The organism is Chelativorans alearensis (genome assembly GCF_010993735.1).
GTDB classification, from domain to species: domain Bacteria; phylum Pseudomonadota; class Alphaproteobacteria; order Rhizobiales; family Rhizobiaceae; genus Chelativorans; species Chelativorans alearense.
Genome location: NZ_WQNI01000020.1, coordinates 49985 through 64204, shown reverse-complemented (window position 1 = coordinate 64204; position 14220 = coordinate 49985). Strand labels below are relative to the sequence as shown.

Genomic DNA, 14220 nt, shown 5'->3' with positions numbered 1-14220 from the left:
TGGTTGGCTTATCTCTTGAAATTCATCACCGCCGGCGCCGCTTCCTGCCGTAGAGCTCCAGCCTGTGGTGCACGATCTCGTAGCCGAGCGAGCGGGCGATCTCGTCCTGCAGCGCCTCGATCTTGCGGGAATGGAATTCGATCACGTCGCCGGTGTCGATGTCGATGAGGTGGTCGTGATGGCCGCCGCCCGCCTGCTCGAAGCGCGAGCGCCCGCCCTCGAAGGCATGGCGGTGGATCGCCCCCATCTCCTCCAGAAGCTTCATCGTGCGGTAGACGGTCGACAGCGAGATGCTGGGGTCGACCTGCGCGGCGCGATTGAAGATCTCCATCGCGTCCGGGTGATCCTCCGTCTCCGAGAGGATGCGCAGGATAACCTGCCGCGGCCGGGTGATTCGCACCCCGGCGCGGCGCAGCCTTTCCTCGTAATCCTTGTTTTGCACTGCTTCGGCCATGGCCGGGACTATGCTTCAGAAAGTGCACGTTGCAAAGGCCGCACCGTGCCGTGCCAACAGCGGATTGGACCGGTTGACAGAGCCGCGGGATAGGCCGACTTTCGCTTCACTCGAGGAGCCAAGCCCGTCGGAAGGACATCATGAGACCCGTCTTCGTTCAGTTGCGTTGCGAGCCAGGCAAGACTTACGCGGTGGCCGACGAGCTCTACAGGCGCGAAATCGCCTCCGAGCTCTATTCCACCAGCGGCGAGTACGACCTCCTGCTCAAGGTCTATATCGAGGACGGCGTGGACATCGGCAAATTCATCAACGAGAACATCGCCGATACGCCCGGCATCGTCCGCTCGCTCACCACGCTGACCTTCAAGGCCTTCTGAGGCCGAGGGTGCTCCATGCGCGTGGGCTTGGCGGCAGCGCCCGCTTCCTGTACCACGCGCATCGACAGTCGATATCCGCGCGAGGAGGAGTTTGCGATGAAACGGTCCAGGGTCAACGACATCCTGCGCGAGGGCGCCGGCTTCATTCGCTCTTTCGGCTACGCCCTGCCGCCCTTCGCCGACTGGACGCCGGACGACATGAAGGCGCGCCGCGCCGAGATCGGCGGCATCGTCGACGCCAGGCTCGGCTGGGATATCACCGACTACGGCGTCGGCGATTTTACCAACAAGGGCCTTTTCCTCTTCACCGTGCGCAACGGCGACGCGGCGGCCCTTAAGGAGGGGCGCGGCATGCTTTACGCGGAAAAGATCATGATCTCCCGGCGCGACCAGATCTCGCCCATGCACCGCCACGTGGTGAAGGCCGAGGACATCATCAATCGCGGCGGCGGCACGCTGTGCATCCAGCTCTACGCATCCGAAGCGGACGGCACGATCGACAGGAAAGCACCTGTTTCAGTCCCCACGGACGGTATCGTCCGCCACTTCGATGCCGGCGGGATCCTGCGTCTTTCCCCCGGCGAGAGCGTGACGCTGCTGCCAGGCGTGTGGCACGAGTTCTGGGGCGAGGGCTCGGATGTCCTCATCGGCGAGGTCTCGACGGTCAACGACGACCTCACCGACAACATCTTCGCCGAGCCCATCGATCGCTTTTCCGAGATCGAGGAGGACGAGGAGCCATACCGCCTGCTCGTCTCCGACTATCCGAAGTGGCTAGGCGCCTGAGCGGCCCGGCGGCATGGACAACGCCAGCCTCATAGACGCTATCCTGGCGCGCGCGGAAGCCACGCCGCGCCTCATGGTCGCCATCGCTGGGCCGCCGGGATCGGGCAAGTCCACCCTGGCCGCCACCGTCGCCGAGGCGCTTCACAAGCGTGGTGCGACGGCGGCCGTGGTGCCGATGGACGGCTTTCACTATGACAACGCGGTTTTGAAGGCGCGCGGCCTTGCCAGCCGCAAGGGGGCGCCGGAAACGTTCGATTTCGCCGGCCTTCACGCGCTCCTGAAGCGCATCCGGGCGTGCGAGCCGGAGGTTGCCATTCCGCTCTTCGACCGTAACATGGAGCTTTCGCGCGCTGCCGCGGCGGTTGTCGAGGCGGATACGCGCATAATCCTGGTGGAGGGGAACTATCTGCTGCTCGACGAGCGGCCATGGGCGGAACTGACGGGGCTGTTCGATTTTACGGTCTATCTGGACGTGCCGCGCGCCGAGCTCGAACGCCGTCTCCTCGCCCGCTGGCATGGCCATGGCCGCGCCGCCGAGGCCGCCCGTCGCTGGGTGGAGACGAACGACCTGCCGAATGCCGACCGGGTGATGAGCCGGCGCCGCAAGGCTGACATGGTCTTGTGATCGGTGGAATGGGATCAAGGCCTGCCCTTTGCATGTGGTGGAACGCAGCCCATATGCGAAGCGTTGCGGGTTTGAGCGCTAGCCGTTGAACAGCAAGGAGCGAATTGATGCATGTTATGGAAATAGCCGGTCCCGCGGCCTCTGCGACACCCTTGGAAAGGGCACTGCCGTTCCTGGTGGCGCTGATGTTCCTGATCGCGCCGCTCGCCAATCCGCCGCTGCTTGCCCAGGGCCTCGAGAGCGAAGAATCAATCGACGCCATCGTCGGTTCCGACGTGAAAACGGAGGAAGCGGCGAACGAGGAGCAAGCCGAACGCGTCGTGGCGGCGATCGACAACACGCTTGCGAGCGCCGAGAGCGTGCGCAAGGCCTTCAACCTTAACACGCTCGAGATCGTGTTCCTGCCCGAGGATACGGCGAACGGGCCGATTGGCGAGGCGATCGACGAGCGCAGGGAAGATATAGTGGCGCTGCAGGAATCGATCGAAGGCAGCGCGATGTTCTACCACGCTGTCGATTCACGCTCGATCATGCTACGCGACATTGTCGCGGTGGAATTCGGCGACAATGACGTCGTAACCATCTTCGTTAATGGACCCGAGCGATAGGGGCTTGTCGCTCCGCCTGGATTGGGGTCTTATTCGGCAGAAGGGCGAAGACTGAATCCCCTCACCGATTCGCGTGAGAGGGGCGGGTGACGTCTAAACCCTTGGAGGGGAGACCCAATGGACGTGTCGGACCAGCAGCAACGGGACGCCTTGGGCGAGAGCATTCTCGCCAAGATCAAGGCTCATGCCGAGGGCGATACCTCCGGCATCACCCTTGCCACCCCGCTCAATGACCTCGGCATCCATTCGCTGGAGTTGACGGAGATCATCTTCGATCTGGAGGAGGAGTTCGGCATCGAGGTCGACATGAACACGGCCGATGCCTGGGAGAACCTCAGCACGGTAAGCGATATCGTGGCGGCCGTGCGGGCGCTGGTGGCTACCAAATCCTGATCATGCCAATGCCGCGCATCGTCATAACCGGGCTCGGCGGCATCTGCTCGCTGGGCACGGATGCCGGCGCCATATGGCAATCGATGCGCAAGGGGCGTGCGGCGATAGGCCCGATAGAGAAGGCCGACCTGTACGAGGTGAAGATCAAGATCGGCGCCGAGATCAAGGCGCTGCCGGAGCACGGCATCGAGCACAAGCGCCTAGTGACCATGGACCGCTTCAGCCTGCTGGCGGTTATCGCCGCGAAAGAAGCTCTTGCGCAGTCGACGCTGACGGTCGATGGCGGGAACGCTCATCGCGTCGGCGCTGTCGTCGGTGTCGGCGTGTGCGGCTGGCATTCCATCGAGGCGAGCTACCGCGCCATCCTGCTGGAGGGTAAAAGCCGCACCGACATCTTCACCGTGCCGCGCGTCATGCCGGGCGCAGCGGCCGGCCAGGTGTCGATGGTGCATGGGCTTACCGGGCCCGTCTTCGGCGTCACCTCTGCCTGTGCGTCCTCCAATCATGCCATCGCCGCGGCGGTGGACCAGCTTCGCCTCGGCCGCGCCGACGTCATGCTGGCCGGCGGTGCGGATGCGCCGCTGGTCTATGGCGTCATGAAAGGGTGGGAGGCCCTGCGCGTATTGGCGCCGGACACCTGCCGGCCCTTCGCGGACGGCCGGAAGGGGCTGGTGCTTGGCGAAGGCGCCGGCATCGTCGTTCTGGAGACGCTTGACCACGCGCGGGCGCGGGGTGCGCCGATCCTCGCCGAACTCGCCGGCGTCGGCATGTCGGCCGACGCTTCCGATATCGTCGCGCCGACCGTCGAAGGGCCGATGCGGGCGATGCAGGCGTGCCTTGCCGAGGCAGAGCTGGCAGCGGAAGAGGTCGATTACATCAACGCTCACGGCACCGGAACGAAGGCCAATGACCGGCTGGAAACCGAAGCGATCAAGCGCGTCTTCGGCGCCCACGCGCAAAAGCTCTCCGTCTCCTCGACCAAATCCATGCATGGCCACTGCCTCGGCGCGTCCGGCGCGATCGAGCTGATCGCCTGCGTCAACGCCGTGCGCGAGGGCCTCGTGCCGCCGACCGCCAACTACAGCGCGCCGGATCCCGAATGCGATCTCGACGTGACCCCCAACGAGCCGCGACGGCGCCCCGTGCGCGCCGCCATCAGCAATGGCTTCGCCTTCGGCGGCACCAACGCCGTCGTCGCCGTGCGCGAATTCGGCTGAGCGCCCGGGAATCCCATCAAAGGGGTGGGATAAGCCCCGTTATTCCCCGCCGCACGAGGTCCAGCGCCAGCAAGGTGAGGCCGATGCGGAACCAGCGGCGGAAGCTTTCCTCGGGGAACTTCTCCAGGAGCCGGGTGCCGTAAAGGGTGCCGAGGTAGCCCGAGGCGATCATCACGACGATGAAGGGCAGCCACTGCGCGAAGGCGAAGCCGGCGACCGAGAAGGCCACCACTTTGAGAGCGTGCTGGATCGTCATACCGGCCGCCTGGGTGGCGATCAGCGCCTTGCGGTCGTCGGTGATGATCTGCGAGAAGGCGGCGGCAAACAGCGGCCCCGTGGCGCCGAAGAACATGCTCAGGAGCGCCAGCAGCGCACTGCCCGCCACAAGCCCCGCGCGGCCGATCCTGGCCGCGCCCGGTATCTTCGCCCAGGTGACGGTTATCACGAAGAGGCCGAGCGCAAGCTTCAGCACGGCATCGGGAAGCTGAACGACGAAAAAGGTGCCGACGACGGCACCCACCACGCTTCCCGCGATAAAGGGTGCCGCAATGCCGCGCACGATATGTGCCCGCTGGTGCCAAGCCCGCCCGGTGTTCGAGCCGAGCTGGACCAGTCCATGCACGGGGATGAGGGCTGCGACGGGGATGAAGAGGCCGAGCAGCGCCAGCATCGCAACCCCGCCGCCGATCCCGAAGACGGCGGTCAGCGCCGAGGTGAAGAAGCTGGCAATGACGAGAACGAGCCCCGCCGCGGCGCCGAGACCCTCCGGCAGGAGGCTGGCCAGCGTGTCCAATCCCCCGCCTCAGGCCTGCGGCAGGGTGAACTGACCGGCCGGCCGGTAGGTCCACAGATAGGTGGGCAGGATGGCCTGGATGGAATGCCGGGCGATGCCGAGACCTTCCAGCGTATGCCCGCGCTCTCTGGCCTCTTCCGAGACCACGTTGTCCATTTCGAGCATGCGCACCTGATCGAGCGTGATCAGCGGCTTCGGCAGCATGCCGAGGATGCGGCCCTGCAGGCGGGCGATCGGCCACGGGATGGAGACGAGAAGCCGCTTGCGGTTGATGACCTCCAGCATCTCTTCCATGCACTCGCGGAACGTCAGCACCTGCGGCCCGCCCAGCTCATAGGTAGCGCCCGGCTCGAGCGCCCCGTCGACGGCCCGCGCATAGGCTTCCGCCACATCGCCCACATAGACGAGCTGGAATTTCGTATGCCCGCCGCCGATGAGCGGCAGGAAAGGCGAGAAGCGCGCCATGTTGGCGAACCGGTTGAAGAAGGAGTCTTCCGGCCCGAAGATGATGGAGGGGCGGATGATATTGGCATTCTTCACGGTCTCCAGCACCGCCTGCTCGCCCTCGGCCTTGGTGCGGCCATAGGCTGCCGGCGAGTTGAGGTCGGCACCGATGGCCGAGGCCTGGGTGAGGCCGGCACCGGCGGCACGCGCAGCCTCCGCCACCGCGCGGGCGCCGAAGTTCTGCACCGCGTCGAAGCGCTGGCGGCCGGATTCGTAGAGGATGCCGACGAGATTGATGACGTGATCCGCACCGTCCACGGCGCGGTCGACCGACCAGCGGTAGCGCAGGTTGGCCTGTATCGTGTGCACCTGGCCCATATTGCCGAGCGGCTGCACGTGCACCGCCGCGTGCGGATTGCGGCAGGCGACCCGCACCCTGTAGCCGCGCCGCGTCAGCGCCTGCACCACGTGGCGGCCGACAAATCCGGAGCCGCCGAACACGGTGACGAGCTTAGGTCTCTGGCTGATGGTGGCCATGGTGCCTCGGTCTCTTGCTATATCCTTGTTACCGCGCTTCATAATCGCCTTTTCCGCCAAAGGCAAAGGCCCGCGAGCGCAGCTTTTCATCCCCAGCCTCGTCGGCCGGCAAAACTTGGAAAAATCCATTGAAACGCCTATATCTTAGGCGATAACAGCCGTTGATTCGCGGCATCTCCAAGCGCCTTCGATGGCGCTCCCTTAACGAAAGCATTTGATGAGCGACACGCCCGAAACAATCCCCGGCGAACCGGCCGAATACGGCGCCGAATCCATCAAGGTTCTCAAAGGTTTGGATGCCGTCCGCAAGCGCCCCGGCATGTATATCGGCGATACGGACGACGGCTCCGGCCTGCACCACATGGTCTACGAGGTGGTGGACAACGCCATCGACGAGGCGTTGGCAGGCCATGCGACGCTGGTGACGGTGGCGCTCAACCCCGACGGCTCCTGCACGGTGACCGACAACGGCCGCGGCATTCCGACCGATATGCATACCGGCGAGGGTGTCTCGGCGGCCGAGGTCATCATGACGCAGCTGCACGCGGGCGGTAAATTCGACCAGAACTCCTACAAGGTTTCCGGCGGCCTGCACGGCGTCGGCGTCTCCGTCGTCAATGCGTTGTCGAGCTGGCTGAAATTAAAAATCCGCCGCCAGGGCAAGACCCACGAGATGAGCTTCACCCACGGCGTGGCCGATGCACCGCTGGCCGTCACCGGCGATGCTGGCAAGGAGACGGGCACGGAAGTGAGCTTCCTGCCCTCGACCGAGACCTTCACCATGGTGGAGTTCGACTACGGCACGCTGGAGCACCGCCTGCGCGAGCTGGCCTTCCTGAACTCCGGCGTGCGCATCCTTCTGACCGACCGCCGCCATGCCGACGTGAAGGAACAGGTGTTCCTCTACGAGGGTGGCATCGAGGAGTTCGTCAAATATCTCGACCGGGCCAAGAAGCCGCTGATTGCCGATCCCATCGCGATTGCCGGCGAGCGCGACGGCATCACCGTCGAGGTGGCCATGTGGTGGAACGATTCCTACCACGAGAACGTGCTGGCCTTCACCAACAACATCCCTCAGCGCGACGGCGGCACGCACATGGCCGGCTTCCGCGGCGCGCTGACGCGGCAGGTCACCAGCTACGCCGAGGTGTCCGGCTTGACGAAGAAGGAAAAGGTCTCGCTGACCGGCGACGACTGCCGCGAGGGGCTGACGGCGGTTCTCTCCGTAAAGGTTCCGGATCCGAAATTTTCCTCGCAGACCAAGGACAAGCTGGTCTCATCCGAGGTGCGCCCCGTGGTGGAAAGCCTCGTCAACGAGGCGCTCGGCACCTGGCTTGAGGAGCATCCGTCGGAAGCCAAGGTGCTGGTCGGCAAGGTGGTGGAGGCAGCCGCCGCGCGCGAGGCGGCGCGCAAGGCGCGGGAATTGACACGCCGAAAGGGTGTTCTCGACATCACCTCGCTGCCCGGCAAGCTGGCCGACTGCCAGGAGCGCGATCCGGCGAAGTCCGAAATCTTCATTGTCGAGGGTGATTCGGCCGGCGGCTCCGCCAAGAGCGGACGCTCGCGCAAGAACCAGGCGATCCTGCCACTCAGGGGCAAGATCCTAAACGTGGAGCGCGCGCGCTTCGACCGCATGCTGTCGTCGGACATGATCGGCACGCTGATCACCGCGCTCGGCACGGGCATCGGCAAGGACGAGTTCAACCCGGAGAAGCTGCGCTACCACAAGATCATCATCATGACGGACGCCGACGTCGACGGCGCCCATATCCGCACGCTTCTCCTCACCTTCTTCTTCCGGCAGATGCCGGAATTGATCGAGCGCGGGCATCTCTATATCGCCCAGCCGCCGCTTTATAAGATCACGCGCGGCAAATCGGTGCAGTACGTCAAGGACGAGGCGGCCTTCGAGGAGTTCCTGGTCGACACCGGCCTGCAGGAAGCTTCGCTCGAACTTGTCAACGGCGAGGTGCGCGCGGGCGACGACCTGAAGCAGGTGGTGGAGGATGCGCGCGCCGTGCGCGGGCTCATCAACGGCCTGCATACCCGCTACGACCGCGCCGTGGTCGAGCAGGCGGCCATCGCCGGCGCGCTGAACGCCGCGGTGCTTGCCGATCCGGCCCGCGCAACAGAGGCGGCTGCTTACGTGGCGCGCCGCCTCGACATCATCTCGGAAGAGACCGAGCGCGGCTGGCAGGGCCGGCTCAACCCGTCCAACGAGGGTGCCGGCGGTTATCTCTTCGAGCGCACCGTGCGCGGCGTGCGTGACGTCATCATCCTCGACGCCGCCCTCGTCGGCTCGGCCGATGCGCGCGCCATCGATCGCTATACGGGGCGTTTGCAGGAGGTGTACGGAAAACCGCCCGTCCTAAGGCGCAGCGACAAGTCCGAGGTCATCTCCGGGCCGATGGCGCTGCTCGAGGCCATCTTCGCCACCGGCCGCAAGGGGCTGACCATGCAGCGCTACAAGGGGCTGGGCGAGATGAACTCCGAGCAGCTCTGGGAGACCACGCTCGACCCCAACGCCCGCTCGCTCCTGCAGGTCAAGGTGACCGATGCGACGGACGCCGACTCCCTCTTCTCGCGCCTCATGGGCGACGAGGTGGAGCCGCGCCGCGAGTTCATCCAGGAGAATGCGCTGTCGGTGGCCAATCTGGACGTGTAGGCGCGCTCCCTCCTCTTGAGTCTTTGTTCGGCTTCGCCGGAACCCCCACCCCTAACCCCTCCCCTCAAGGGGGAGGGGGACGACGCCTTGCTCGGCCTGCCTCCCTCCCCCTTGAGGGGAGGGATTGAGGGTGGGGGTCCGGCGAGCAAAATAACTCACATGCGATAGCCCGCCTGCCCCTCAAGGGGGAGGGAATTACGCATTGCCGATCAGCATGCCGGCCGCGAACACCAGCGCGCCGCCGAGCACCACCTGAAAGGTGGCGCGGCTCCAGGGTGTTTCCATGTAGCGGTTCTGGATGAAGGCGATCGCCCACAGCTCGAAGAAGACGACGATGATGGCGATGGTCGTCGCGGTCCAGAAATCCGGGATGAGGTAGGGGAGCGCGTGGCCGAGGCCGCCCAGCGTCGTCATGATGCCGGTTGTGAGGCCGCGCTTGACGGGCGAGCCGCGCCCGGAGATCACGCCGTCGTCCGAGGCGACTTCGGTGAAGCCCATGGAAATGCCGGCGCCAATGGAGGCGGCTAGCCCAACGAGGAAGGTCTGCCACGTGTCGCCGGTGGCAAACGCGGCGGCGAAGATGGGGGCGAGCGTGGAGACGGAGCCGTCCATCAGCCCGGCCAACCCCGGCTGTACGTAGGTGAGGATGAACTGGCGCCGCTCGGTGCGCGCCTCCTCATCCCGCGCCTCGGCGCCGAGATGTTTTTCCGAAAGGTGCTCGGCCAGCGATTCGTGCTTCTCTTCGGCGGCTGCGAGGTCCCCCAGGAGCTTGCGGGTGGCGGCGTCCTCCGTGCGCTTGGCGGCCTCGATGTAGAAGCGCTGCGCCTCCTCCTCCATGAGCGCGGCCTGGGCGCGTACATTCTCAAGGCCCAGCGGCCGCACCAGCCAGTCCGGCCGGCGCTGATAGTAGCCGCGCACGTGCTCGCGGCGGATCAAGGGGATGCGCTCGCCAAAGCGCTGGCGGTGCAATTCGATCAGGGAAGCGCGGTGCCGGTCTTCCTCTTCCGCCATATCCTCGAACATCGCCGCGGAATGGGGATAATCGTCGGCAAGCCCGTCGGCATAGGCGCGATAGATGCGCGCGTCGTCCTCCTCGGACGAGATCGCCAGTGCCAGCACCTCCTGCTCCAAGAGTGAGGAAAAGGCGCGGCGGTTGAAGCCGAAGAGGCGGTTGAACATGAGGCGGGGAATCCAGTTAGTTTAGAATTATTCTAAACTAAGACCGAAGCGGCGGCCCGTCAAGGATGCTCCATCAAGGATGCCCCCATTAAGGATGCAAGACACGAACGGAGCGCAGATGCCGACGCCTCAGGAGCGTTGGCGGCAGGTGGGCGCTTGCGCCCAGCACCTCCATGCCGGCGATATGACCGGCTTCGTCGTAGTCGAGCACGATCCCTTGCGAGATTTCCGCGCTTGCGACGACGGGTGCGGCCGTGAAGTGGACATAGGCAGCGTCGGTGTCCGCGTCATATTCTATCTTGAGCCGCATCAATCCAGTGTCCTCCTGAAGCGCATCAGCGCGATTGCAGCGTAGATGAGGATGAAGAGCGCCAGGATGCCGGTCTCGAAGGCCACGGCCGGCAGGTCGGCACCCTTGAGCATTACGGCGCGGATGACGCGCAGGAAATGGGTGAGCGGAAAGGTCTCGCCGAGCCACTGCGCCCATTGCGGCATGCCGCGAAAGGGGAACATGAAGCCGGAAAGCAGGAGCGACGGCAGGAAGAAGAAGAAGGTGAGCTGCATGGCCTGCATCTGCGTCCTGGCGATGGTGGAGATGGTGTAGCCGAGAAGCACCAGCGCCATGACGAAGATGAACACGGCGAACAAGAGCAGCGACATGCCGCCGACGAAGGGGATGCCGAACAGAAGGCCGGCCGTGGTGAGCACCACCGCCACCTGCACGGCGCCGACCGCGAAATAGGGCAGGATCTTGCCCAGCATGATCTCCAGCGGGCTCGCCGGCATGGCGAGCAGGTTTTCCATGGTGCCGCGCTCCTGCTCGCGGGTCAGCGCGATGGAGGTCATCATGACCATGGTCATCTGCAGGATGACCCCAAGCAGGCCCGGCACGATATTGTACTGCGAGAGGCCCTCGGGGTTGTAGCGGCGGTGGACAACCACATCGAGCCCGCCGCCGGCTTCCGCCTCGGCGGGCGTGATGCCGCGCTCGCGCGTCAGTGCCTGGCTTGCCACGGTGCCGAGCGTCGAGATCGCGCCGCTGGCGACCGACGGGTCCGTGGCGTCGGCTTCGATGAGTATCTGCGCCTGCTCCCCGCGATCTACCTTTCGCGAGAAATCGGCGGGAATGGTGACGATGAAGGCCACCGCGCCACTCTCCATCAGCGCTTCCGCCTCTGCCGCGCTCCCCACCACGTGGTTGAAGCGATAGTAGTCGGTGAGTTCCAAGGCCGAGACCATGGCGCGGGTGTAGTGGTCCTGGCTGGTGGTCACCAGCGCGGCTGGCAGGTATTTGGGGTCGTTGTTGATGGCGTAGCCGAACAAGACAAGCTGCATCAGCGGGACGCCCAGCATCATGGCGAAGGTGATGCGGTCGCGCCGCATCTGGATAAACTCCTTCAAGAGCAGCGCTGCCAGCCGGCCGGGGGAGAAGAACCGCTTCATGACATGTTGTCCGTCGCATCGCCCATGAACTGGATGAAGACGTCCTCCAAGCTGGTTTCGCCGCGCGCCACCGTCACGCCGGGGCGGCTGCCGATCTCCTCCAGCGCCGCGCCCAGCGCCTCGACATCGGAGCCCACCACGTGCAGCGTCGCGCCGAAAGGCGCCACCTGCTCCACGCCCGGCAGCCTTTCGATCTCTCGCGCCATGCGTTCGAGGCGCGGCCCTTCGACCACGAATGTCGTCAGCCCGGCGTCGCGCACGACCTCGGCGACCGTGCCGCTGGCCAGCATCTTGCCGTAGGAGATGTATGAAATGCGGTGGCAGCGCTCGGCCTCGTCCATGTAATGGGTGGAAACGAGCACCGTCAGCCCGTCGGCCGCCAGGCGGTGTATCTCATCCCAGAAGTCGCGCCGGGCCTTGGGGTCGACGCCCGCCGTCGGCTCGTCGAGCAGCAGGAGCCTCGGCTTGTGCATGATGCAGGCCGCCAGCGCCAGGCGCTGCTTCCAGCCGCCCGACAGCGTGCCGGCAAGCTGATTGCGCCGCGTCGTCAGGCCTAGGTCCTCAAGTGTTTGATTCACATGCTCATTAGCCGGCTTCATATTGTAGAGCCTGGCAACGAAGGCGAGGTTCTCGGCGATCGTCAGGTCTTCGTAGAAGGAGAAGCGCTGGGTCATATACCCGACCTCGCGCTTGATCTTCAAAGGCTCGGTCCTGAGATCGTAACCGAGCACCTGGCCGTGGCCCTCATCCGCCGTCAGAAGCCCGCACATCAGGCGGATGGTGGTCGTCTTGCCGGAACCGTTGGGGCCGAGAAAGCCGACGATCTCGCCCGTATCCACCGTCATGGACACGTGATCGACGACGGTCTTGTCGCCGAAGCTCTTGACGAGGTCATGGACGTCGATGGCGTGCTGCATCGTCGGAACTCCAGTGAGTGGTAAGAAGTGAATAGTTGGATAGTGAGTAGTGAGTAGTGAGTAGTGGTTGGGGGGCAACAGTTCCGGGGCGCTTCACTATTTTCTACTCACTACTCACTACTCACTACTCACTTATCGCCACGTCCACGATCTGCCCCGGCTGCAGCCGCTCCGCCCCGTCTCCTTCCGGCTTGGCCTCGACGAGGAAGACGAGCTTCTGCCGCGTCTCCAGCGAATAGATCACCGGCGGTGTGAACTCCGGGTCCGGCGAGACGTAGGAGATGCGTGCCCTGAGGCCTTCCGGGCAACCGTCACAACTGACGGCGAGCAGCGAGCCTACCTCGACGGTGGAGAAGGAAGGCTCCGGCACGTAGAGCTTCAGCTTCACCGCGCCGTCCGGCAGCATGGAGATGACGGGGGCGGAGGGGCCGGCCACGTCGCCGGGGTTGCGCACGATGTCGTCGACGCGGCCGGCGGCCGGCGCCTTGATCTCACGTTCGGACAGTCGCCAGTGCGCCTCATTCAGCGAGGCCTTCGCCTGCTCCCAGCGCTTTTCGGCGGCGTCGATCTCCTGCGCGCGGGCGGGCAGGCGGGCGACCGCCAGGTTCGCCTCCGCCTCGCCGACGCGTGCCTGCGCAAGCTCGGCCTCGGTGCGTGCCTTGTCGAGCTCGGCCTGCGTGGCGATACCACGCCTGAAGAGGTCTTCCGTGCGGGTCAACACGCGTTCGGCCTCTGCAACCTGTGCATTGGCGGAGGCAAGCGTCGCTTCCAGAACGGCGATCTCCTCGGGCCGTTTTCCCTGCTTCAGATTGGCCAGCTGCGCCTCCGCCTCGGCCAGCGCGGCCTCGGCCTGGGCGACGGCGATCTTGGCGTCTGTCTGCTCCATCCGCGCCACGGTCTCGCCCCCCTCCACCCGCGCGCCTCGGCGCGTGGCAATGGAGCGCACCTGGCCCACCTCGGTCGGCGCCAGAAGCACGTATTCGCCCTCCACATAGCCCACGGCCAGCGGCCCCGGCGCGGCGCACGCGGAAATGAGCGCGGCGGCAAAAGGTATTGCGCAAAGCATGCTCATGATTTTCTGCGCCCCCGTGCGTCCAGAATGGCGGAAAGATTGTCGATGGCCACGCTCACCACCGCGGCGGCCTCGCGCTCGCCGATGTCGCTCCAGCCCATGCGGCGTTTCACGGCTTCGCGACCGATGCGGAAATAGACCACCTGCCCGATCAGCGTGAAGACGGTGATCCTGGTGCGCTCGCTTTCGGCAGGCTCTCCGGTGGCGGCCTCCCAGAGGCCGCACAGCCGCTTGTGCAGGGGCTCGAAGATGCCGGCATAGATCGTGTCGAGAGCGGTCGTTGGATGCGTCAGCTCGCGCAGGATGAACTGCACGATCTCGCCTGCCTCCGGCCGTTGGACAATAAAGCCCACCATGGCCTGCAGTGCCTGGCTCAGCATGGCCCGCGCCTGCCTTGGCGAGGCCGGATAGGATAGCGGCGCGGCCACGTCGCCCAGCGTATCCTCGGCAACACTGGAGATCATGCCGACGATATAGTCCGCACAAGCCCCGTGCAGGCCTTCCTTGCCGCCGAAATGATAGGCGATGGAGCCGATGTTGGCGCCTGCCGCGGCGGCGAGCTCACGCGTCGAGGCGGCCTCGAAGCCCTTTTCGCCGAAAAGCCGCAGCCCCGCGCGGATCAGCGCTTCGCGCGTGCGTTCGGCGCTGGTGAGGCGGGCCGCCCTTTCCTTGATGTCGAGTTCTTGTCTGGTCATGAGGTGTTTTTAATC

16 protein-coding genes are annotated in these 14220 nt (G+C 65.2%); 7 read left to right on the top strand and 9 right to left on the bottom strand.

What is annotated here, in order from left to right:
• Positions 1 to 25 precede the first annotated feature (25 nt).
• The gene (locus GPJ75_RS24460) at positions 26 to 454 is read right to left on the bottom strand and encodes a Fur family transcriptional regulator (RefSeq protein ID WP_163272312.1); all 429 of its coding nucleotides are present in this window, start codon (positions 452 to 454) and stop codon (positions 26 to 28) included.
• Between the two features lie 140 nt (positions 455 to 594).
• Here GPJ75_RS24460 and GPJ75_RS24455 point away from each other — a divergent pair, with 140 nt between their 5' ends.
• From GPJ75_RS24455 to GPJ75_RS24430, 6 genes are all read left to right on the top strand, one after another.
• Complete coding sequence (locus tag GPJ75_RS24455; protein WP_159592632.1) at positions 595 to 831, top strand: Lrp/AsnC ligand binding domain-containing protein; 237 nt, start codon at positions 595 to 597, stop codon at positions 829 to 831.
• A gap of 96 nt (positions 832 to 927) precedes the next feature.
• Positions 928 to 1617: a D-lyxose/D-mannose family sugar isomerase gene (locus GPJ75_RS24450; RefSeq protein ID WP_163272310.1), complete on the top strand. Its 690-nt coding sequence runs from the start codon at positions 928 to 930 to the stop codon at positions 1615 to 1617.
• A gap of 13 nt (positions 1618 to 1630) precedes the next feature.
• Positions 1631 to 2242: a nucleoside triphosphate hydrolase gene (locus GPJ75_RS24445; RefSeq protein WP_163272308.1), complete on the top strand. Its 612-nt coding sequence runs from the start codon at positions 1631 to 1633 to the stop codon at positions 2240 to 2242.
• Positions 2243 to 2349: 107 nt separating this feature from the next.
• The gene (locus GPJ75_RS24440; protein ID WP_246249251.1) at positions 2350 to 2850 is read left to right on the top strand and encodes a hypothetical protein; all 501 of its coding nucleotides are present in this window, start codon (positions 2350 to 2352) and stop codon (positions 2848 to 2850) included.
• 117 nt (positions 2851 to 2967) lie between these two features.
• The gene (locus GPJ75_RS24435) at positions 2968 to 3243 is read left to right on the top strand and encodes an acyl carrier protein (protein ID WP_163272306.1); all 276 of its coding nucleotides are present in this window, start codon (positions 2968 to 2970) and stop codon (positions 3241 to 3243) included.
• 2 nt (positions 3244 to 3245) lie between these two features.
• Complete coding sequence (locus GPJ75_RS24430) at positions 3246 to 4460, top strand: beta-ketoacyl-[acyl-carrier-protein] synthase family protein (RefSeq protein ID WP_163272304.1); 1215 nt, start codon at positions 3246 to 3248, stop codon at positions 4458 to 4460.
• A 16-nt stretch (positions 4461 to 4476) separates the two neighbouring features.
• On the opposite strand, the gene GPJ75_RS24425 is transcribed toward GPJ75_RS24430, so the two are convergent.
• Together GPJ75_RS24425 and GPJ75_RS24420 are read right to left on the bottom strand one after the other, a co-directional pair.
• The gene (locus GPJ75_RS24425) at positions 4477 to 5253 is read right to left on the bottom strand and encodes a sulfite exporter TauE/SafE family protein (RefSeq protein WP_163272302.1); all 777 of its coding nucleotides are present in this window, start codon (positions 5251 to 5253) and stop codon (positions 4477 to 4479) included.
• A gap of 9 nt (positions 5254 to 5262) precedes the next feature.
• Positions 5263 to 6234: a complex I NDUFA9 subunit family protein gene (locus GPJ75_RS24420; RefSeq protein WP_163272300.1), complete on the bottom strand. Its 972-nt coding sequence runs from the start codon at positions 6232 to 6234 to the stop codon at positions 5263 to 5265.
• Between the two features lie 217 nt (positions 6235 to 6451).
• Between GPJ75_RS24420 and gyrB the strand changes: the two genes are divergently transcribed.
• Positions 6452 to 8899: a DNA topoisomerase (ATP-hydrolyzing) subunit B gene (gyrB, locus tag GPJ75_RS24415; RefSeq protein WP_163272298.1), complete on the top strand. Its 2448-nt coding sequence runs from the start codon at positions 6452 to 6454 to the stop codon at positions 8897 to 8899.
• 195 nt (positions 8900 to 9094) lie between these two features.
• Here gyrB and mbfA read toward each other — a convergent pair whose 3' ends face one another.
• The 6 genes from mbfA to GPJ75_RS24385 form a co-directional block, all read right to left on the bottom strand.
• Positions 9095 to 10078 (bottom strand): iron exporter MbfA, encoded by a 984-nt coding sequence (mbfA, locus tag GPJ75_RS24410; RefSeq protein WP_163272296.1) that lies wholly within the window; start codon positions 10076 to 10078, stop codon positions 9095 to 9097.
• A gap of 88 nt (positions 10079 to 10166) precedes the next feature.
• The gene (locus tag GPJ75_RS24405; protein WP_163272294.1) at positions 10167 to 10388 is read right to left on the bottom strand and encodes a DUF2283 domain-containing protein; all 222 of its coding nucleotides are present in this window, start codon (positions 10386 to 10388) and stop codon (positions 10167 to 10169) included.
• Positions 10388 to 11521 carry an ABC transporter permease gene (locus GPJ75_RS24400; protein WP_163272292.1) on the bottom strand — a complete coding sequence of 378 codons (1134 nt, stop codon included), beginning with the start codon at positions 11519 to 11521 and terminating at the stop codon, positions 10388 to 10390. The genes GPJ75_RS24405 and GPJ75_RS24400 overlap by 1 nt, the downstream gene beginning before the upstream one ends.
• Positions 11518 to 12438 (bottom strand): ABC transporter ATP-binding protein, encoded by a 921-nt coding sequence (locus tag GPJ75_RS24395; protein WP_163272290.1) that lies wholly within the window; start codon positions 12436 to 12438, stop codon positions 11518 to 11520. Before GPJ75_RS24395 ends, GPJ75_RS24400 begins: the two co-directional genes overlap by 4 nt.
• Before the next feature lie 124 nt (positions 12439 to 12562).
• Positions 12563 to 13510, bottom strand: coding sequence for an HlyD family secretion protein (locus tag GPJ75_RS24390; RefSeq protein WP_163272288.1), 948 nt, complete (start codon positions 13508 to 13510; stop codon positions 12563 to 12565).
• The gene (locus GPJ75_RS24385; protein ID WP_163272286.1) at positions 13507 to 14205 is read right to left on the bottom strand and encodes a CerR family C-terminal domain-containing protein; all 699 of its coding nucleotides are present in this window, start codon (positions 14203 to 14205) and stop codon (positions 13507 to 13509) included. Before GPJ75_RS24385 ends, GPJ75_RS24390 begins: the two co-directional genes overlap by 4 nt.
• Between the last annotated feature and the right edge of the window lie 15 nt (positions 14206 to 14220).